Source organism: Flavobacterium kayseriense (genome assembly GCF_014305095.1).
GTDB lineage: Bacteria > Bacteroidota > Bacteroidia > Flavobacteriales > Flavobacteriaceae > Flavobacterium > Flavobacterium kayseriense.
Genome location: NZ_JACRUI010000001.1, coordinates 678,712 through 698,458, shown reverse-complemented (window position 1 = coordinate 698,458; position 19,747 = coordinate 678,712). Strand labels below are relative to the sequence as shown.

14 protein-coding genes are annotated in these 19,747 nt (G+C 33.7%); 11 read left to right on the top strand and 3 right to left on the bottom strand.

Translation table 11 applies throughout. The features are described from left to right. The first annotated feature begins 5 nt into the window (after positions 1-5). The 8 genes from H8R22_RS02935 (at position 6) to H8R22_RS02900 (ending at position 11,071) form a co-directional block, all read left to right on the top strand. The gene (locus H8R22_RS02935) at positions 6-944 is read left to right on the top strand and encodes a DUF805 domain-containing protein (protein ID WP_187009020.1); all 939 of its coding nucleotides are present in this window, start codon (positions 6-8) and stop codon (positions 942-944) included. Between the two features lie 122 nt (positions 945-1,066). Then, positions 1,067-1,429 (top strand): hypothetical protein, encoded by a 363-nt coding sequence (locus H8R22_RS02930; protein WP_187009021.1) that lies wholly within the window; start codon positions 1,067-1,069, stop codon positions 1,427-1,429. Between the two features lie 284 nt (positions 1,430-1,713). After that, positions 1,714-2,001, top strand: a complete 288-nt coding sequence (locus H8R22_RS02925; protein WP_187009022.1) for a GIY-YIG nuclease family protein — start codon at positions 1,714-1,716, stop codon at positions 1,999-2,001. A gap of 787 nt (positions 2,002-2,788) precedes the next feature. Beyond that, complete coding sequence (locus tag H8R22_RS02920; RefSeq protein ID WP_187009023.1) at positions 2,789-4,432, top strand: amidase family protein; 1,644 nt, start codon at positions 2,789-2,791, stop codon at positions 4,430-4,432. A 643-nt stretch (positions 4,433-5,075) separates the two neighbouring features. Then, complete coding sequence (locus H8R22_RS02915) at positions 5,076-6,140, top strand: HNH endonuclease domain-containing protein (protein WP_187009024.1); 1,065 nt, start codon at positions 5,076-5,078, stop codon at positions 6,138-6,140. Next, the gene (locus H8R22_RS02910) at positions 6,133-6,993 is read left to right on the top strand and encodes an HIT family protein (protein ID WP_187009025.1); all 861 of its coding nucleotides are present in this window, start codon (positions 6,133-6,135) and stop codon (positions 6,991-6,993) included. The genes H8R22_RS02915 and H8R22_RS02910 overlap by 8 nt, the downstream gene beginning before the upstream one ends. 255 nt (positions 6,994-7,248) lie before the next feature. Next, entirely contained in the window at positions 7,249-7,644 is a 396-nt protein-coding gene (locus tag H8R22_RS02905) for a (deoxy)nucleoside triphosphate pyrophosphohydrolase (protein ID WP_187009026.1), read from the top strand. Then, positions 7,637-11,071, top strand: coding sequence for a DUF3427 domain-containing protein (locus H8R22_RS02900; RefSeq protein ID WP_187009027.1), 3,435 nt, complete (start codon positions 7,637-7,639; stop codon positions 11,069-11,071). Before H8R22_RS02905 ends, H8R22_RS02900 begins: the two co-directional genes overlap by 8 nt. 422 nt (positions 11,072-11,493) lie before the next feature. Here H8R22_RS02900 and H8R22_RS02895 read toward each other — a convergent pair whose 3' ends face one another. Continuing rightward, the gene (locus H8R22_RS02895) at positions 11,494-11,913 is read right to left on the bottom strand and encodes a DUF2452 domain-containing protein (protein ID WP_187009028.1); all 420 of its coding nucleotides are present in this window, start codon (positions 11,911-11,913) and stop codon (positions 11,494-11,496) included. Between the two features lie 587 nt (positions 11,914-12,500). Next, complete coding sequence (locus tag H8R22_RS02890; RefSeq protein ID WP_187009029.1) at positions 12,501-14,552, bottom strand: tetratricopeptide repeat-containing sensor histidine kinase; 2,052 nt, start codon at positions 14,550-14,552, stop codon at positions 12,501-12,503. A gap of 282 nt (positions 14,553-14,834) precedes the next feature. Here H8R22_RS02890 and H8R22_RS02885 point away from each other — a divergent pair, with 282 nt between their 5' ends. Both H8R22_RS02885 and H8R22_RS02880 read left to right on the top strand, forming a co-directional pair. After that, a complete protein-coding gene (locus tag H8R22_RS02885) occupies positions 14,835-15,950 on the top strand; it encodes a PQQ-dependent sugar dehydrogenase (RefSeq protein ID WP_187009030.1) in 1,116 nt (371 codons plus the stop codon). 1 nt (position 15,951) lies between these two features. Then, positions 15,952-16,416, top strand: a complete 465-nt coding sequence (locus H8R22_RS02880; protein ID WP_187009031.1) for a c-type cytochrome — start codon at positions 15,952-15,954, stop codon at positions 16,414-16,416. A 15-nt stretch (positions 16,417-16,431) separates the two neighbouring features. Here H8R22_RS02880 and H8R22_RS02875 read toward each other — a convergent pair whose 3' ends face one another. Continuing rightward, complete coding sequence (locus H8R22_RS02875) at positions 16,432-18,510, bottom strand: TonB-dependent receptor family protein (protein ID WP_317171724.1); 2,079 nt, start codon at positions 18,508-18,510, stop codon at positions 16,432-16,434. A gap of 200 nt (positions 18,511-18,710) precedes the next feature. Between H8R22_RS02875 and H8R22_RS02870 the strand changes: the two genes are divergently transcribed. After that, positions 18,711-19,736 (top strand): hypothetical protein, encoded by a 1,026-nt coding sequence (locus tag H8R22_RS02870; RefSeq protein ID WP_187009032.1) that lies wholly within the window; start codon positions 18,711-18,713, stop codon positions 19,734-19,736. Positions 19,737-19,747 lie beyond the last annotated feature (11 nt).

Sequence of the window (19,747 nt, the reverse complement as noted above, 5' to 3'; positions counted from 1 at the left end):
AGTAAATGAAAAACCTAGAAGAGAAAAAAATTTCTGTAATTCTTATTTTAATAAGTAGTATTGGGATGATTATTGGTTACTCCATTAAACAACCTTTTAAAAACGGAAAATATTATCGGGAAAAAATTTCTACCCCCTTGCATCGTTATCATATCGATTTTTTTGGATACAATGTGTCGTATAAATATTTATTAATTTCATTACTAATATTATTAGGAATAGCAATCTATTGTTTCTTATTTACAAAAGATGATAAAATAAAAAGGAGTCCAATGGTTTTTATAGATAGATTTAAACAATTCATCAATTCATCAATTTTAAAAAAAAAATCAGCAGAAATTAATAAAAATTACATTGGAGAACCCACTTTAAATCATAGTAATAAAAGTAACATTCTATCAATTCTTCAAAAAATTAAAACATACATCAAAAATTTTTATCTAATAGACCATAACAATAACATGGTTGAGATTGAAAAATGTGAAGCCCAAAAAAAAATCGAAGTCAAAAAAAGCTTAGTGAAAAGACTTTTTAGTTATGACGGAAGAATTGGAAGAACTGATTTTTTTCTAAAAATTGGATTACTTAGCTTATTCTTCTATAGTATATTTAAAACAACAATTACTTCAGATGCTGAGTATTATAATGATTACGAGATAGTATTATTACTAGTCTTACTAAATATTCTTTGGTTGATACTTGAAATAAAACCAATAATTAAAAGACTCCACGATTTAAATCTACCAGGTTGGGTTAGTTTATTACCTATTATTCCAAAACAATTGTTGCTTTTTGCCTTTATTTTAAAAGGTTATATATCAATAGATTATGCGGCTGGTATAATAATTATCTTTATGTGGACTGTTCCTTTTTCTATGCTTTTACTCACATTGATACCTGGTTCAAAATCTCAAAACAAATACGGGAATTCAGAAGAAAAATAATCCAGACAATGCAACTTTGATTAAAGCTAAAGTAACTTATGAGTATATTTACAAAGATGTAAATAGTGATCTTTTTTGTAGTTACATGTTTAAGCTTATGAAATACTTAAAATAACTGACAGATGAAATACCTACATTTAATTTTGGCTTCAATTTCTTTTGCTACACTTGTCTTCTTTTTAGTAACAGCATACGCTGATAGAATAAAACTTAAACCTGTTAATGTTATCTATGTATGCTTGTCTATTTGCTTTGGGCTGCCAATTCTTTATTTTGCATTAAATTTAATATTTGCATTTTTAATGCTATGGTATTATATTTTAGGTGCAGCATTAATTGTCTTAGGTATAATGTCACTATTTATACCTAATTTAAAAATCTATCATAAAATTATTATAATAGTACTTATTGGAGTAACACTTATTCTCTACTACGACTATAGATCAATTCTTGAAATTAATTTTGAAGTTATATTTAATGGTTAAAATTCAAACAAAATTAGACATTCAATACAGCTCAAATTTTATTCAGGTCAAACATAGGTTAAACATTCATAGTAAGAAGTGTAAAAAAGTGATGCAAAAAGATAAACCTTAAACTATCCAATAGGCTGTATTACTACTATTTGCTAATAAAAACTAAGAAATGCAACGAATATGAGACTGACTGTTAATCAGAGGGTCCTTGGTTCGAGCCCAAGAGAGGGAGCTTTTTAAAAAGACTTTACAGCAATGTAAGGTCTTTTTTGTTTTAAACTCATTTCTCTACTATGTTCTATGTTTACATTTTACATTCCTCTCTGTTAAATCAATTCTACATTGGCTTCACCTCCAATTTAGAACAGCGACTCGAATTACATTTAAACCCAACTGAAAATAGAAAATTTACAGCTAAAACTAAAGACTGGCAAATCTATTATAAAATTGAATGTGAAACCAAAACTCAAGCTTTAGCAATCGAAAAGCATATCAAGAAAATGAAAACTAAAATTTATATTGAAAATCTTTTGCGCTATCCCGAAATTGCAATCAAATTACTTCAAAAATATAACGCCTAAAATTATTGAGTTGAAATCGAAATGCCTTGGTTCTCCCGATAGCTATCGGGACAAGAGAGGGAGCTTTTTAAAAGCCTGACAGCAATGTCGGGCTTTTTTTTTTCTTAATTTTCAGGTATCTTCATGCTTTTTAATCATGCTGCAAACTTTAAACCTTGGTTCTCCCGATAGCTATCGGGACAAGAGAGGAAGCTTTTTAAAAAGACTTTACAGCAATGTAAGGTCTTTTTTGTTTTATATACTTTCACCTAAAATTGTATCGGTACTTTGATCTACTTCTATCTCTAGGAGCTAATCCTGCCTTTCGTTGCATTCTTATTTATAGCCCTGGTTTTTCTACGGCATACAAGGAGCTTCTTGCAGTCGCTCTTGTATACCACGAAAAACAGCGGCCTATTACATAAGGAATTCCACTGCAGTCAGGGCTAGGGAATCTGTATCCACAAGGGCATTTTAAAAAAAAACTTACGCTCTGTAATTAACAACACTCTTTGTAATTAGGAACAAAAACGATTCACTTTTTTATACAAAATACTACCCTGCTTTTACTGTCATCATGCTCCAAAAGCACAATAAAAGTTTATCTTTGAGTTCTAATCGACAATCTTGCTGTTTTGCTATTTCTAAGGACAGTTGAATCCGTTCAAAGTAGCAGAATTTATGCTCTTGTATTTCGAATAAATTTCCGAGACCTTTTGTTGATAGTCACTTTAATTAAGTGCATAACGTAAAAACGAACTAGAATTAACCAAAAAAAGCCAATACTTAAACCTAAAAATTAATTGTAATGAAGAAAATTCTTTTCCTCTCCCTTTTTTTTATACTGGCTTGCAAGCCAACTCAAAAAACAGTTATTCCGGCTTGGGAACCTTATGACGAAACCGAAGAGTTAGCAAAAAATGCTACCAACGCATCCCTAAGAATGCAATACAAATCGATTCAGTCAAAACTTCTAGATAAAAATGCAATGTTGAAAAACATAGCTAATCAGCTAGGTACTTTTTCCGAAAGCGAGTATCAAAGGCTAAAACCCTTCATCTTAGAACAAGATATTCCCACCATTCAAGCTTATATTCAATCGGGCAGCCTGAACTACGAGAAATTAACAAAATGGTATCTGTACCGTATTGCCAAATTTGAGAATGACAAAGACAAAATGCTCAACGCGATCGTTGCCATTAACCCCGAAGCGGTCAATGAAGCGCGAAAGAAAGATAAAAACAAATCCAATGGCGACCACGCTATTTACGGTATTCCAATACTTATAAAAGACAACACTAACGTGGAAGGAATGCCTACCACCGCAGGAACACATTTGCTACGCAACAATACCGCTGCTGATGCATTTATCATCACCCAAATAAAAAACAAAGGCGCTATTATTTTAGGAAAAACAAACTTAAGCGAATGGGCTAATTTCCTTTTCCTTACTGGTCCTAACGGTTATAGTGCGGTAGGTGGACAAACACTTAATCCCTACGGACGCAAAATATTTGACACCGGCGGTTCGAGCTCGGGAAGTGGAGCCGCAGTAGCCGCAAATTATGCAGCAGCAGCAGTGGGTACCGAAACTTCAGGCTCTATAATTTCTCCATCTTGGCAAAATTCAATTATTGGTCTAAAACCAACTACAGGTTTATTGAGTCGATCAGGTATCGTTCCCATCTCAAGTACATTAGATACGCCTGGACCCATGACAAAAAACATCACTGACAGTGGCATCCTTCTTTCGGCTATGAGTGGAGAAGACAGTAATGATCCCGCTACACAAAACAGTCCACAAAACATACAATACCTCGATCATCTAAAAACGGGCACACTAAAAGGATTGCGTTTTGGCGCCATAAAAAACTTTTTAGGAGATTCTATTTATAAGCAAAGTATCAATACCATAATTGAGTTGGGCGGTACAGTCGTTGAATATGAACCGGAACCCATGAGTTTTGATGGTTTTGGAACCATACTTACCGCCGACATGAAGGTCGATCTCCCTAATTATTTGAATACCTATGCGTCAAATGACATCACTAGCCGATCGATTGCTGAAATTGTAGCCTACAATAACAGTGATACAACATTGAAAATCCCTTACGGACAAGGCCGTTTTGATGGTATGTTATCTGATAAAACTACTGAAGCAGAGTTAGTCCAAATAAAGGCTAAAGTCAGAAAAGCAGGTATCCAATTTTTTGAAACACCAATGGTAAAATACCAACTCGACGCTATCTTTTCCATAAACAATAACAACTCTGGTCATGCCGCTGCGGCCAACTACCCTTGCCTAACTATCCCTATGGGGTATAAAGCAACGGGAGAACCCTGGGGACTTACCTTTATAGCTAGACCCTATCAAGAAGATGCCCTTTTAAAAATGGGTTTTGCCTTTGAAAAAGCAACCAAAACAAGAAAATTACCTACCGACTATAAATAGTTTTAAACCATTAAAAATCAAAAATAACAGTGGCTATCAAATCACTTTTAGGTGGATTACAACGCTAGTTTTGCGCACGTAAATACAAGACAAAATCGGTGTTAAAAACCTAATGCAACATCTTGATATGACATTGATATAAGCATATTATAAATCAACCGAAAAAGTCGCAATAGCTATCGGTCACCCATTTTAAAAAGACTTTACAGCAATGTAAGGTCTTTTTTGCTTTATATACTACCGTGATTACATTAGAAGTTACATTCCCACAAACTACCTTATTACAAAAGCATCCCAGAGCGGCCCATTTTAGGAATTATTTTCTCTTGGAGCTAATCCTGCCTTTCCTTACATTCTTATTTATAGTCCTTGCTTTTCTACCGCATACAAGGAGCTTCTTGCAGTCGCTCTTGTATACCTAGAAAAAACAGCGGCCTCTTGCATAAGGAATTCCATTGCAGTCAGGGCTAGGGATAACGGTTCAGAGAAATGCTGTATCAAGTTAATCTTCAAACTAAAGCCAAATTAGAAACAGACACTGACAAAAAAATCATTAAAAGTGGGTATTGGATAAAATAATAAAGAATCGTTTATTTGTAACTAATGAGTTTCTGAAAACACTATTTTTATTACTTGAAATTTTATGCATTTACCTTTTTCAGAAGATTTATCCACCAATAAACTTGCGGCTTCTTTCGCAAATACTGTCGCTACTTATAAATTCTATTGGCTGATTGCGATTATTGAACTAGTCGAGAATGAGCAAAGCAAGATAAATAAACGAGATATCTTTGCTAGAATGATTAGTAGTTCTTGGTACACCGTAAACTATTTTCACGTTTCTTTTGGAAAACAAGATTTGATTCAAAATGCTGTTGAAGATATTTTAAAACTTGAAAATCTAGCAATCGATATCAAGAAAGATAATCTAATATCAATTTTAGAAAAGACTACGAAATCCGCAACTAAAAAGTCCCTAGATCACTTTAATCTGAATGTTCCTCATCGCTTTTTATCGCCTTGGTTCCCCAAAATGAAAAATGAAAATGATTCAAATTATAAGAAACGAATCTATTCCTCTTCTCAAAAATTTGAAGATAATTGTCTATATGCTTTACATCATGAATTTATTGAAATAAATCCATTGTGGATTAACTATTTAAAAACAAACGCCAAAATCCTCAAAGATTTCTGTTATTGGAATTTATCTTTGTTTCTTCAAACAAGAAATCCAAGTGTTCCAGATATCCCAAATAAACTAATTAAACCGCCAGTAAGAAATGGTTTGACAAAACAGACAAATGAATATTGGAAAATCGTCTTTAAGGAATTAGGTTTCATAGAATGTATTTTTTCTGGGAGTAAGCTATATTTTGAGGAAAAGAATTTTGCAATTGACCATTTTATTCCACACGCATTTGTTTCTCATGATTTAATTTGGAATTTAATTCCTGTCGAAAAAATTAGTAATTCAAAGAAAAGTGATAATCTTCCGTTGTTTGATAAACATTTTGACAAATTTTACGATTTACAAAAACTAGCTTTTGAGATTAATAAACATAATAACTCCAAAAGCAGATATATGGATGAATACCTTTCCATTTTTCCAAGCATTGAAAATTTTGAAAAAGAAAAATTTTCTAATACAATACAGCCATTAATAACAATAGCAAGTAATAACGGTTTTTTGTATATGAAAGATGAATAATCAAAATTCAAATAGTCATTTAACTGCAATTGAAAGAACATCACTTTCATATCCAGCTCGAATATTACTTAACCAAAAAAAGATAAAAGGAAAAATTCTTGATTTTGGTTGCGGCATTGGAAAAGATGTAGAGCTTTTAAAACTCAAAGGATTCAATGTTGTTGGTTATGATCCGTTTTATTTTCCAGAATATCCAATTGAAAAATTCGATACAATTATATGCTTCTATGTCTTGAATGTTTTACTTCCTGAAGAGCAAGCAGAAGTTTTAATGAACGTTTCAAATCTCCTGAAACCAAACGGAAAAGCATATTTTGCTGTTCGCAGAGATATACAGTATGAAGGATTTAGAATTCATAAAATCCACAAAAAAGAAACCTATCAATGCATCATAAAATTAGCATATTTATCCATTTATAAAAATGAAAACTGTGAAGTGTATGAATATGAACATTACACGACTGTAAACAAAGGAAGGTCTGATTTAAGTCCATTTTTGATCGGCGAAGAAACAAGAGGATTAATCGTTGAAACGGCGACAGTATTTGCTTTTTATGATAAATTTCCGGTATCTATAGGACATGCTTTAATCGTACCCAAAAGATTAGTGCAAAATTATTTTGATCTTACACTAAAAGAACAAACCGCTTGCTGGATTGTTGCAAATAAAGTAAGAACCTTTCTTCAAGAAAAATATAATCCTGATGGTTTTAACGTTGGTATAAACGTAAATAAAGATGCGGGACAAACTATTCCACATTGTCACATACACATTATTCCAAGATATAAAGACGATGTTGAAAATCCAAGAGGAGGAATTCGTGTCGTTATTCCAAGTAAAAAAGAATACTAATTGATACATGTTAAATTTTATAGTAGACTCTTGCAAAAGTAATTCCATCAAAGCAAGTGTTACGGGGATTAGTATTAGATTAAACATCTTAGCAATCATTTAGTAATGATATCATCAAGAATATTACGGTTTAAAAATCCTATGGTACTGCAAAACCTCGAATTTTTGCGAATAAACTTATATATTTGTAAAACACAAATTATAAAAAATCATTACTTATTAAGGAAATAATTTTACAAGAAACTAGAGTTAAGAATGAAAAAAGTTGAAGTAGTCGCAGCGATAATATATTTTGAAAGCGAGATTTTATGTGTTCAACGACCTAAAAACAAACACGATTATATATCCGAGAAATTTGAATTTCCCGGCGGAAAAATAGAAGTAGGCGAAACACAAAAAGAGGCATTGAAACGTGAATTAGTTGAAGAATTAAATATTGCTACCGATATTAAATCTCTATTTCTAACAGTCGTACACAAGTATCCAGATTTTGAACTGACAATGCATAGTTATATTTGTGAAGTACAATCTAAGGAACTAACTCTAAATGAGCACATCGCTAAAGAATGGTTAAGTTTAAATGAACTTAAAAAACTTGATTGGGCCGCAGCAGATATTCCTATTGTCGATAAATTAATAATGAATGGATAAGATAGTTCAAATTTTCAATTCCAGTTTACAAACAGGGTACGTAAATAAAACTGTCTTTTCTGATTTAGCGTATCAACCAGAGTTGCTTGTAAATCAGAAAAACCCACCTAAAAAAGTACTTACAACAATACTTCATGAGCTTGAAAATTGCGACCAATTTTATATCTCCGTTGCTTTTGTTACAACAAGTGGTGTCGCTACTATAATAAACAAACTAAAAGAATTAGAAAACCGCAACATAAGTGGTCAAATCTTAGTTTCTCAATATTTAAATTTCACCCAACCTGAGGCATTAAAGAGGTTATTGCAATTTAAAAATATTGATTTACGCATTGCTACAACTGGTAATGCCCATGCAAAAGGTTACATTTTTAAAAATAAATATCATTATAATTTAATTGTAGGCAGTAGCAATTTAACAGATAGCGCTTTATCGACTAATAGGGAATGGAATATAAAAGTATCAGCCTTAGATGAAAGTGGTTTAGTTGAAAAAGTATTGGGAGAATTTCAAACTGATTTTGAAAAAGCAACTCCCGTAACAGTCGACTATATTTCTCATTATGAAGTAATTTATAAAAAGCAATTTCTTAGTAGTAAAACTCAAGAAGCTGATAATTCTTTAACGGAAATTATTCCTAATGCGATGCAAGTAGAAGCATTAAGGAATTTAAGAAATTTAAGAAAAGACGATAAAAACAAAGCTTTAATAATTTCTGCAACCGGAACAGGAAAAACATATTTATCAGCGTTTGATGCAAAAAAATTTAATCCTAAAAAGTTGCTATTTGTAGTACATCGATTGACTATTGCAGAAGATTCATTGAAGACGTTTCAAAAAGTTTTTGGGACAACTAAAACGATGGGATTGTATTCAGGCGAAAAAAGAGATTTAGAATGTGATTTCGTGTTTTCAACTATTCAAACAATTTCAAAACTTACGCATCTTGAGAATTTTTCAAAAGATCATTTTGATTACATCATTATTGATGAAACGCATAGATCTGGTGCAGATTCCTACTTACGTTTAATAGATTATTTTGAACCAAAATTTCTCTTGGGAATGACCGCAACTCCTCAGCGAACAGACGGAACAGATATATTTCAATTATTTGACCACAATATTGCTTATGAAATCAGGCTGAACCGAGCAATGGAAGAAGAAATGCTCAGTCCATTTCATTATTATGGTGTCTCTGATTTATTAATCGACAATAATGTAATTGATAATAAATCAGACTTTAATTTATTAGTTTCTACCGAAAGAGTAAAAAGAATAATAGAACAAGCCCAATTTTACGGAAGTGACAACGGTATTACCAGAGGCTTAATTTTTTGTTCAAGAAAAAAAGAAGCTATTGAACTCTCTGAATTATTTAATTCAAATGGAATTAAATCCATTTCATTAACGGGTGATAATTCAGAATTAGAAAGAGCAAAAGCAATTGAAAGATTAGAATCAGATAACATACACGATAAACTTGATTATATTTTTACAGTTGATATTTTCAATGAAGGTATTGATATTCCTAAAATTAATCAGATTATTATGCTTAGACCAACTGAATCAGCTATCATTTTTATTCAGCAATTGGGTAGAGGATTGAGGAAAATTGAAGGGAAAAATTATGTTACAGTTATTGATTTTATAGGAAACTATGAAAATAATTATCTGATCCCAATTGCACTTTATGGTGATACCTCATACAATAAAGATTCTCTTCGAAAATTAATTACCGAAGGCAGTAGGATGATTCCCGGTTCGTCGACAATTAATTTTGATGAAATCACCAAAGAAAAAATATTTCAATCTATTGACTCTGCAAACATGCAATTGTTCTCTGATTTGAAAAAGGATTACAACTTATTAAAGTTCAAACTTGGTAGAATACCAATGATGATGGATTTTATAGAGCATGGCTCTAGAGACCCTTATTTGTATGTGAATTATATCGGTTCGTATTATAATTTCATTATCAAAGTTGAGCAAGAATACAATTCCGATTTAAAAGCGGAGCAAATTAAACTTTTAGAATTGTTTTCGAAAGAAATAAATAATTCGAAAAGAGTTGAAGAAAGTTTAATCATCAAATTATTAATTAAAAATAATACCCTTTCATTAACTAGTTTAAAAGAAACCATATTAACAAAATATCATTACACTGTTTCTGATGAAACAATTCAATCTTGTATTACAAACTTAAATTTTGAATTTATTAGAGAAAAGAAAGAAGGAAAACTGATTTCGGCAAAGAAGATTTATAATTTAGATATTATAAAATTAGAAAATGACAATTTCATATTCTCAACTACATTTCTATCGTATTTAAGTCAAGATACATTCAAAGCTTTTCTAATTGATTGTACCGATTATTCTATTTATGAATTTGACAAATTATTTGAACCTCATAACTGGCAAGAAGGGTTTTTACTTTATCGAAAATATTCTCGAAAAGATGTTTTTAGGATATTGAACACTAAAGAAAATCCTGTAGCGCAAAATGTAGGAGGGTATTTAGTAAGTCCTGACAATTCTCATTGTCCAATTTTTGTAAACTATCACAAAGAAGAAGACATATCCGAATCTACAAAATATGAAGATAAGTTTGTGAATACTAAGGAATTTGATTGGATGTCAAAATCAAATAGAAAAATTAATAGTAATGACGTTCAATCTATTCTGGGCAAAAATGGTCCAATTAGACTTCCTCTTTTTATCAAAAAGAACAATGATGAAGGAATGGACTTTTATTACATGGGCGATATAAGTCCTGAAATGAATCAAGTCGAGCAAACCACGATGGGGAATGATAGCGGGAAACAAGTTTCAGTTGTAAAAATCCGCTTTAATTTAGCTAGTCCAGTTTCACCTTCGATGTATAATTATTTAGAGGAAAAAGCAACTGTTAAAGCTGAAAAACCTAAAAAGAAAGCCGAAAAGAAAGATTTTCAATCAACTTTTGATTTTGAACCAACTTTCAATAATCCAATCCCTTTATACGATTTTTATGCAGCAGCTGGAACGTTTAGTGAAATTCAATCTGAGAAAGAATTTATCCTAATTGAAGGGCCTGCAAATTCTAAAAGCGACTATTTTGCATGTAAAATTGTTGGAGAATCAATGAATAGAGTGATTCCTAATGGCTCAATTTGTTTACTTAAGCCTTATACTGGCGGTAGTAGAAATGGAAAAATAGTTTTAGTTGAAAATATCGACATTCAAGATCAAGATTTCAATTCGGCTTTTACAATTAAGACCTATTCAAGTGAAAAATTAGTAACTGAAGAAGGTTACGAACACAAATCAATTGCTTTAAAACCAAATTCATTTGATTCTTCTTATAAAGATATTATTATCAATGAAGAGAATGGATCACAAATGAGAGTTGTGGGTGAGTTTGTTTCAATTATTACATCAAATCAATAATATTAATCCTCAGTCACAAAAAAAGACAATCAAAACACTACTGTTTTGATTGTCTTTTATATTATATAAGCAACAATTATTTTTTCAGAGAATGCTTCTTCAACACATTTCGATTTCTCCATCCACTATTTATCTCAATTAAATCACAAGCACTATAATATCATTAACTTCATTCCAAAAGCGATAGCAGCAACAAAAGTTGCAATCACAGGTCATTAATATACCACTTCCTTTAAAATTCCGTATCTTTAACTTAAAACGCTTTTATGTGGAATAAATTTAAATATTGGTGCAGTTCCTTTACGCTAAACGGTTTGTATTTTGACCTCCGCCTTAGTCGTACCAATTACATTAGAATACGCATTCTATAATAGAAAAGCGATTTATAGAACAATAGTGCTACAAATCGCTTTCCCCTGCTATTAGTATAGCTGAGACTCCCCTGCTTTTAGTACCACCCATTTTTTATCGCTGTTCAATTTAAAAGTGCCTATGTGTTCGCGGTTCCATTCCAAAGGTGAAATCAGTGACAAAAAGTTTACACCAGCAGCATCGCGGTACAAATGATAAATTTCGCCTATTACAGGCTCAAACGAAAACTTAGCACTATACACCAGTTCGTTCCACTCGTATTCCTCCATTAGCTTTTGGTATTGCTGCTGGAGCTCATTAAATTTATTAACCAATTCCTTGTTTACATTCTCAATTCCGCGGCTTTTCCATGACACTACATCAGCTACCCGAATCACAGGCGCGCCTACCGTCGTAGCATAAGGCAATACATTAGCATTGTATCCCTCCTCTACAGAGTACACAATGTTATCTGGTTTTTTATTTTCCATTTTGTTTATCATTTACGATGCAAAGTTAAACAAAAATTTAAAACCCTAACCTAATCCTTACTATTTTCAATCATCAATTATCCATTGTAAACGCTACTTTCTTCATAAAAACCACCTAAATGAGCTGCAATTCAACAAAGTAGTTTGAATTCAAATCAAAAAACAGCAAAGTCATTTATTTTTAACCCTCAATTTTAAAACTTTTCTAACTAGATCACAAGCAATTATTTTTATACATCATCCGATGGTCTTTTTTATACCTACATCATCTGTTTTTAGGAGCTATTCCTGCCCTCCGCTACACTCTGTTTGGTCCCGCTGTGTTTTCTATGGGCTGCAAGGAGCTTCCTGCTGTCGCTCTTGCAGCCCACGAAAAACGAACAGCCGTCCTGCAACAGGAGTTTCGCTAGGGTCAGGGCTAATCAAGAGCAGTAACGTTCCCTATTTTAGTACACTAGACCGATCAATATAACGGGTAAATTCGAACAATAAATAACAGTGGTGATTTGATAAAATTAAGAATCCTATCGCAATATAAGAGGAGATTGCTCGTAACGCAAGCTGTATTAGCGTAGCATTAGTTTACGCTATGCTTGGGTTGCTCCGCTGTCGTAAGGCAACGTAAAGCTAAAGGCGCTTCCTTGATTAAGTTCGCTGCTAACGGTCATTTTGCCTCCTAATTTTTGGACAAAATCTTTGCACAACACTAGGCCTAAACCAGTACCTTCCTCATTATTGGTTCCTAATTTCGATTTTTTATAATCGACAATAAAAAGGTTGTGCATTTCCTCTTTTGTCATACCAATACCTTGATCCATAACCGTAATTTTTATGAATTGGTCTTGTAAAGTGGCGCTGATGGTAATTGCGCCTTTGGAATGTGAATATTTGATCGCATTCGAGATCAAATTCCTGATGACGGTAGCTACTTTGTTTTTATCGGTAACCACATCTAAGTCAGAATCAATTTGATTGTGTATGCTGATCTCCTTTTGTAAGGCCTGAATCTCTAATAATTTCAACTCCTCGTCGATCAAGTTTTTAATCGATAGCTTTTTATTTTCTACAGGTTTCTCTTGGTTCAAAGCCCATATTAAAACATCGTTCAAAATTTCCGATGCTTTAGTAGCTGATTCCTTTATTAAATTCAGAAAAAGAACCTTATCCTCTTCACTACATTCTACATCGTCCTGCAGCATTAAGTCCGTGAAGGCTTCGATTGAACTCAACGGATTTTTTAAATCATGTGCAATGATTTTAAAGAGTTTGTTTTTAGTGTTGTTCAAATCGTTCAGGTTGTCATTTTGCACCTGAACATTATCTTTTAAGGCACTAATTTGCTCTGTTTGCTCTTTGAGCTCCGCATAAATTTTATTTTTTGCTTTCCGTTGTACAAACAATATAACAACAATCGAAACTAATCCTAAAGTAACAAAAATCAAGAAATAGGCTTCGTTATTCTTAGTTTGTAACTTCAAATCTGAATTCTCATTCTGAATTTTAAGTTTCTGTACCTCAAATTGCGTCTTATCTAATTCGTTTAAACTCTGGAACAACTGTATTTTTTTCTGATCACTATATTTTAAGCCCCGCTCCTTTGTTTCAATATATTCGCTTTTGTACTGCAACGCTTTCTTTATATTTCCTTGTTGCTCATATATATCCGAAAGCGCTAAAATATTAGCCGCTTGTATTTCGATATCGCCTTTTTCTTTTGAATATTCTAGACTTATATTAGAGTATTTAATAGCGTCATCATACAGTTGTTGTTTTAACTTTACCTCGGCAATGTTAAGGTACAGTAGGCCATGTAGTGGTTTAGATTCCATTTGATCTGAAATCAACAAGGCTTTTTCAAAATAAGCTATAGCTTTGTTGTACTCCTCAGCATGCATATAACAATCTCCTAAGTTATTGTAGTTTACTGCTAAACTATAATCGTCCTTGTGCCCTTTTATAACCGCTATTGATTTATTGTACAGTACGATGCTTTGGTCATAATCAGCAATAGCATTCGCCATGTTAATGTAGCTTATGGCTATCCCTTTGTTAAAGTTGTTTTTCTTGAAAAGAGCTAGTGATTTATTCAGGTATCTTAACCCCTCTTTAGGATTGGTTTTCGTGTAAATGGTACCAAAACCATTGTAACAATAGGCCATCCCAACTTCGTTTTTGTCTTTCTTATACAAATTCAAAGCTCTCAAATAATATTTAAATGCAATATCATCAGAGTACACAAAAAAGTACGATTGTCCCAGATAGAAGTATAGTTTGCTCAGGTGCTTACTATCTTTTGTGTTTTCGAGATAGGGCAATGCTTTATTTAAACTTTTGATAGCCTCAAAATAATTGAAGTTGTCTCGATAATAAGTCCCTTTAATCAAAAATGCCTTAGCAATTTGTTCCTGCGATTTTAGTTTTTTAGCCAAAGCGGCCGCTTTTTCAAAATAAACTAAAGCCTCTTTATCCTTACTAATTGGGAAACTGATGGCTTTTTGTAGAGCAACATCAATTCGTACCGTATCCTGAATAAAAGCCTTGTTAATGCTTCGCTCATCATATCGTAATGCTTTTACATACTGCCCCACTGCTACGTAAGGAAGTACAATAAGTAAGAGAATACAGAACGCTTTTTTCATTAATTCGTTTTAATATCTTGAAAATCAGATTGCGAATATAAAGCTAATAATCATAATTTTAAAATGATTTGGCTACAGATTTTAAAAATAAATGTAAGAAAATTAAAGAGGCTAATAAAAGCTTACTAAATAATCTTGTATTCGATTTCAAATTCTGAGATACCCTTACCAGCACAGGTCCTACAAAAACGGCTCGCCTAAAATACGGCTGCTTGATCTGTGCATTCAAAACCGTTTTTAAAACTTTTTTACTATCTTTAAAATCCTTTAAACATTGAAAACATGAAAAATTTTGCTCTCGCTATTATTACGATGGCCACTATAGGATGTAACTCGCAAGTAAAACTAAATGATTTGCCCCTAAGGGAAGCTCCCTTAAATTATACATTAGAAACTGTTGTTGATGGTATCCCAATTCCTTGGGGAATGACTTTTTTACCAGACGGTTCCTTTTTAGTAACGGAAAAGAGCGGAATTTTGTATCATGTTATAAAAGGTAAAAAAACGGAAGTTAAGAATGTACCCGAAGTATACAACCGAGGACAAGGTGGTTTGCTTGATATTGCGTTACATCCTGATTACGCTAAAAATGGTTGGATTTACATTAGTTATGCCTCAACAGAAGGAGAGGGAACAGGAGGAAACACAAAAATTATTCGCGCCAAGCTAGAAAACGAAAGTTTAACCGCTATAGAGTCCATTTACAAATGTGGGCCTAATACAACCAAAGGGCAACATTTTGGTTCTCGCATTGTTTTTGACAACGACGGTTATTTGTATTTCTCAGCAGGAGAACGTGGAGCTCACTATGTAAATCCCCAAGATCTTACAAGAGACAACGGAAAAATTTACCGACTAAATGCAGACGGCAGTATCCCAAAAGACAACCCGTTTGTGGGCGTGGCTAATGCCAAAGAAGCAATTTATACCTACGGAAATAGAAATCCGCAAGGAATGGTAAAGCATCCTGAAACTGGCGCTATTTGGGAGCATGAACATGGTCCACAAGGTGGAGACGAAATTAATATTGTAAAAAAAGGTGCCAATTACGGCTGGCCGGTTGTAACCTACGGGATTGACTATGACAACACCATCATAAGCAAGGAGCAACAAAAAGAAGGTATTCAAGATCCTGAATATTATTGGGCACCCTCTATTGCGCCAAGCGGAATGGCTTTTATAAGTAGTACTATTTACCCGAACTGGAAAGGGAACTTATTAGTAGGTTCATTAAAATTTCAATATGTAGAAATGCTTACTTTTACAGGAAATAAAATCACAGGCAGACAAAAAATTGCTACTGATGTAGGGCGATTGCGCAACATCATTCAAGGTCCTGATGGTTATATTTACCTTGGTGTAGAAGGAAAAGGAATTCTAAAAATAATCCCAAACTAAAATGATTGTATCAAAAATATCCGTGACATTAGCAGTAATCGCTTCAACTGCTTTTACTTTAGTCAGCAGTTCCCTTTCTAGCACTGTAGCAACAAATTATACTACACTACCTACCAAAATAAATCAGCAAACCGATTTACAAAAAAGCATCGCTAATGGCAAAGAGGTATATGCTGATTTTTGTATGCAATGTCACAAAGCTACAGGAAATGGTAGTGGTGGCAGTTACCCGCCGCTTGACGGCTCTGACTGGTTAAAAAATAAACGTACGGAGAGTATTCATGCTGTAAAATATGGCATAAAAGGCGCTATAGTAGTGAATGGAAAGAAATTTAGTAGCATGATGCCTCCCATGGGTTTAAGTGATGAAGAAGTAGCAGATGTTATGAACTACATCATGAATTCTTGGTCTAACAAACAAGCAAAAATGGTAACGGTAGCAGAGGTTGCTTCAGTAAAAAAATAATACAATACACTTACTTTAAAAAAGATAACTAACGGCAAATCCTCCATAATAATTGCGAGGGTTTCCCGGATAGTACGAACGAGGTTGTGCTGTTCCAAAACCAACAGCATTAGGTAAAATACTTGAAGCATAACGCGTATTGGTTAAATTGTTAGCTCCAGCACTTAGGGTAGCTCTAATGGTTTTTAAGATAGAAAAAGCATAACTCGTTTTAAGATCAACCAAGGAATACGATTCTGTGAATTTTGAATTTTGATCATTCATAGGGATCTTCCCTACTTGTAAATAAGAAGCGGTGAATGCAAAACCCGATTGTGTCGTCAAGTCTACTCCTAAATGCCATTGTGCGCTGGGCACACCAGTTAATTTATTTCCAGAATAATCATTGGTATCATCAACAAAATCCTTGAACCTGAAATGATTTACTGCCGCCGAAAGATTCGTACTTAATTCCCAAGATGCCCTTTTTAGCAACTGATAATTCAGTAGCAGCTCCACACCGTTGTGGGAACTCGCTCCGGCGTTAATCCCTATGTATTGATCCTCGGCAGTGCGTCTTGCTACTAACAAATTGGTTATTTGCGTACTAAATAAACTGAGCTCTGTGTAAAGCTTGTTATCCAAACTTCGTACTTTCCAACCTAGTTCATAATTCCAACCTATTTCGGGCTGCAAGTCGGTATTTATTGCTCCTGTAGGGGTTAAAGTTTCAGCTACGGTCGGGGTCGAGAATCCTTTACTTACCGCGGCAAAAAGTGTTTGCTTTTTAGTAAAGCTATAGGATAAGCCAGCTCTTGGCGATAATAGGGTTCCAAAACTATAGGCCAGTTTAGGTGCTGAAGTACTCCCAAAAAGATCCTCTAAAGCATATTGAGTTGAATTCAAGGCCAAGCCTGTTTCCAAATGCCATTTTTTAGAAAGTGAAAAATCCATTTGAGCAAAATAATTTTGGTAACTACTATTTTGTTTTTTAGTACTAAATTCAGCTCCCTGCACACTTCCTTGATTGGGTTGCGACAGGTATAAATTTCTAAAGAGCGAAAAACGATAGGAGTCAAAAGCCATTTCGGTTCCTACGCTTAACTCAAACGGAACTGATAAAATCGCACTCTTGTAGTTTATCGTTGATCGCAAGCCCACAGAGGCAGATTCATCATCCAGAATATCGAAAGGTCGTGGTTCAAATGCTTTTTTATAATTGGTAAAGACACTGGATTTGAATAGCCATTTACTGCCTAATTGCTGCTCATATCCAATTCCGACTAGAAATTTATCGTACGACTCAAACCCTTCAGCCGCTAACCAATTGGCTGCTACTTTTTGAGGACTGTTGTTAAAATCAGTCTCATTAATCGAACTTGGGATAAAGGCCTTCAGTTTAGTATACACTCCTAAAAAAGACAAGCTAGCGGTCGCACTAATTTTTTGCTTGGCTTGTAAATGAACTGATTTTCGGTCGTAAGCAGAATTTTGGCGAAAGCCGTCACTTTGTAAATGAATGTAATTAGCATACAAATTAGATTTTTCTAAAACATATCCGCCTGAAAAACTTTGCTTCACTAATCCAAAACTCCCAAAGGTAGTACTCGATTTAGCAAAGGTTTCTTGTTCTGTGGCAGAATTTGTAAAAAGATGAATCGTACCTCCCAAACCGGCGCCAAAACTAGTAGTATTAGGCCCCTTACTAATTTCGATTTTACCAATGGTTTCTAGATCGATATCTTCAATACTTGATTCACCCTCCGAGTTCGTAAGCGGAATATTATCAAAATACGTTTTAATGCGGGTGGTCCCAAATGGCGTTCGAGCACCTATACCTCGAATGGTGATTCTATTGGTGTTTAGCGCGCCCTGTTGCATATAAACCCCTGCGATTTTATTCAAAATTGGAGTTAGAATCGCACCATCATTTTTTTGAATCGCACTCTTTTCTATAATCGCGACTGATGATGCCGCTACTTGCAGTTGTGTTGCTATAGGAGAAGCAGTTATCTTAATTTCTGATAAGGCCGTAGTATCTTTTTTGGTTTGGCCAAGAGCGGAGAAAGCGGCAAACAATAGCGCAAAAAAAGAGGAAAATTTTAGTGGAAACACAGTTTTACTTTTTACAGGAATTAAAAAACTAAAAATAGGCTATTAAAAGGTAGTTACAAAACTAGCTCAATGGATTATCACTAAGTAATAGTAAAACTTATTTGTTCATTAGATAAAAGTAAGAACGTATCATACTAATTTAGTACGAAGAACGTTGCTATATTCACCTATCTTTGTAGGTTACTATAATAAAATGCGATATGAAAAAATTACTTCCTTTACTTCTTTGCTCTTTTTTTACTCTTGCGTTTTTTAGTTGTCAAAAAACCAAAGAAACTAGCGAAGATAGCAACCAAGACACGATCGCGATCATTAAAAAAGATTCCCTTTTACAAAAAGCGGCTAACACTATTGATACTATTGACTACAACAGACGAATAGTTGCTCTAAGCAATAACGACACTACCGGTAGATGGCCCGTTAAAACACCCTACCCATTGCCTGGTGCAGTATTGCCTTACCACAGAATTATTGCCTTTTACGGAAATTTATATTCGAAACGAATGGGCGTTTTAGGAGAATACCCTCGTGCAGAGATGATTTCTAAATTAGAAGCCGAAGTCGCTAAATGGCAAAAAGCAGATTCGAGTTTGATTGCAATTCCTGCTTTACATTATATAGCCGTTACCGCTCAAGGTGCACCGGGAAGAGATAATATGCACCGAATGAGAATGCCATTTAAGCAAATTGACACTGTTTTAAGTTGGGCAAAACCCATAAAAGCACTCGTTTTCTTAGACATTCAAGTGGGTCATAGTACCGTCAAAGCAGAGGTCTCAGAATTAGAACGTTTTTTAGCCTTACCCAATGTACATTTAGGTATCGATCCTGAATTTTCGTTGAAAAATGGAGAAATTCCGGGTTCAAAAATTGGTTCCTTTACTGCCGACGATATTAATGACGCAATTGATATTTTGGCCAAGGTAGTTAAGGAGCATAAACTTCCGCCTAAAGTACTTGTAGTACATCGTTTTACACAAGGAATGGTGACTAATTATAAAAAAATAAAAACAGTTCCAGAAGTCCAAATAGTCATGGATATGGACGGTTTTGGGAGTAAAGTTTTAAAACGATCTACCTATAAAACTTATATTTTTAGAGAGCCTGTACAGTTTACTGGTTTTAAATTGTTTTACAAAAATGACAATTGGAATAATTGGACCATGTATACTCCAGAGGAGCTATTACAATTGACGCCAAAGCCAATTTACATTCAATTTCAATAATCTAATACACT

Excerpts from the sequence above, each read along its gene's own strand:
- H8R22_RS02895 (WP_187009028.1), bottom strand. The coding sequence starts at position 11,913 with ATGGAAAATAAAAAACCAGATAACATTGTGTACTCTGTAGAGGAGGGA.
- H8R22_RS02930 (WP_187009021.1), top strand. The coding sequence starts at position 1,067 with ATGAAATACCTACATTTAATTTTGGCTTCAATTTCTTTTGCTACACTT.
- H8R22_RS02900 (WP_187009027.1), top strand. The coding sequence starts at position 7,637 with ATGGATAAGATAGTTCAAATTTTCAATTCCAGTTTACAAACAGGGTAC.
- H8R22_RS02880 (WP_187009031.1), top strand. The coding sequence starts at position 15,952 with ATGATTGTATCAAAAATATCCGTGACATTAGCAGTAATCGCTTCAACT.
- H8R22_RS02885 (WP_187009030.1), top strand. The coding sequence starts at position 14,835 with ATGAAAAATTTTGCTCTCGCTATTATTACGATGGCCACTATAGGATGT.
- H8R22_RS02915 (WP_187009024.1), top strand. The coding sequence starts at position 5,076 with ATGCATTTACCTTTTTCAGAAGATTTATCCACCAATAAACTTGCGGCT.
- H8R22_RS02905 (WP_187009026.1), top strand. The coding sequence starts at position 7,249 with ATGAAAAAAGTTGAAGTAGTCGCAGCGATAATATATTTTGAAAGCGAG.
- H8R22_RS02925 (WP_187009022.1), top strand. The coding sequence starts at position 1,714 with ATGTTCTATGTTTACATTTTACATTCCTCTCTGTTAAATCAATTCTAC.
- H8R22_RS02920 (WP_187009023.1), top strand. The coding sequence starts at position 2,789 with ATGAAGAAAATTCTTTTCCTCTCCCTTTTTTTTATACTGGCTTGCAAG.
- H8R22_RS02935 (WP_187009020.1), top strand. The coding sequence starts at position 6 with ATGAAAAACCTAGAAGAGAAAAAAATTTCTGTAATTCTTATTTTAATA.
- H8R22_RS02910 (WP_187009025.1), top strand. The coding sequence starts at position 6,133 with ATGAATAATCAAAATTCAAATAGTCATTTAACTGCAATTGAAAGAACA.
- H8R22_RS02890 (WP_187009029.1), bottom strand. The coding sequence starts at position 14,552 with ATGAAAAAAGCGTTCTGTATTCTCTTACTTATTGTACTTCCTTACGTA.
- H8R22_RS02870 (WP_187009032.1), top strand. The coding sequence starts at position 18,711 with ATGAAAAAATTACTTCCTTTACTTCTTTGCTCTTTTTTTACTCTTGCG.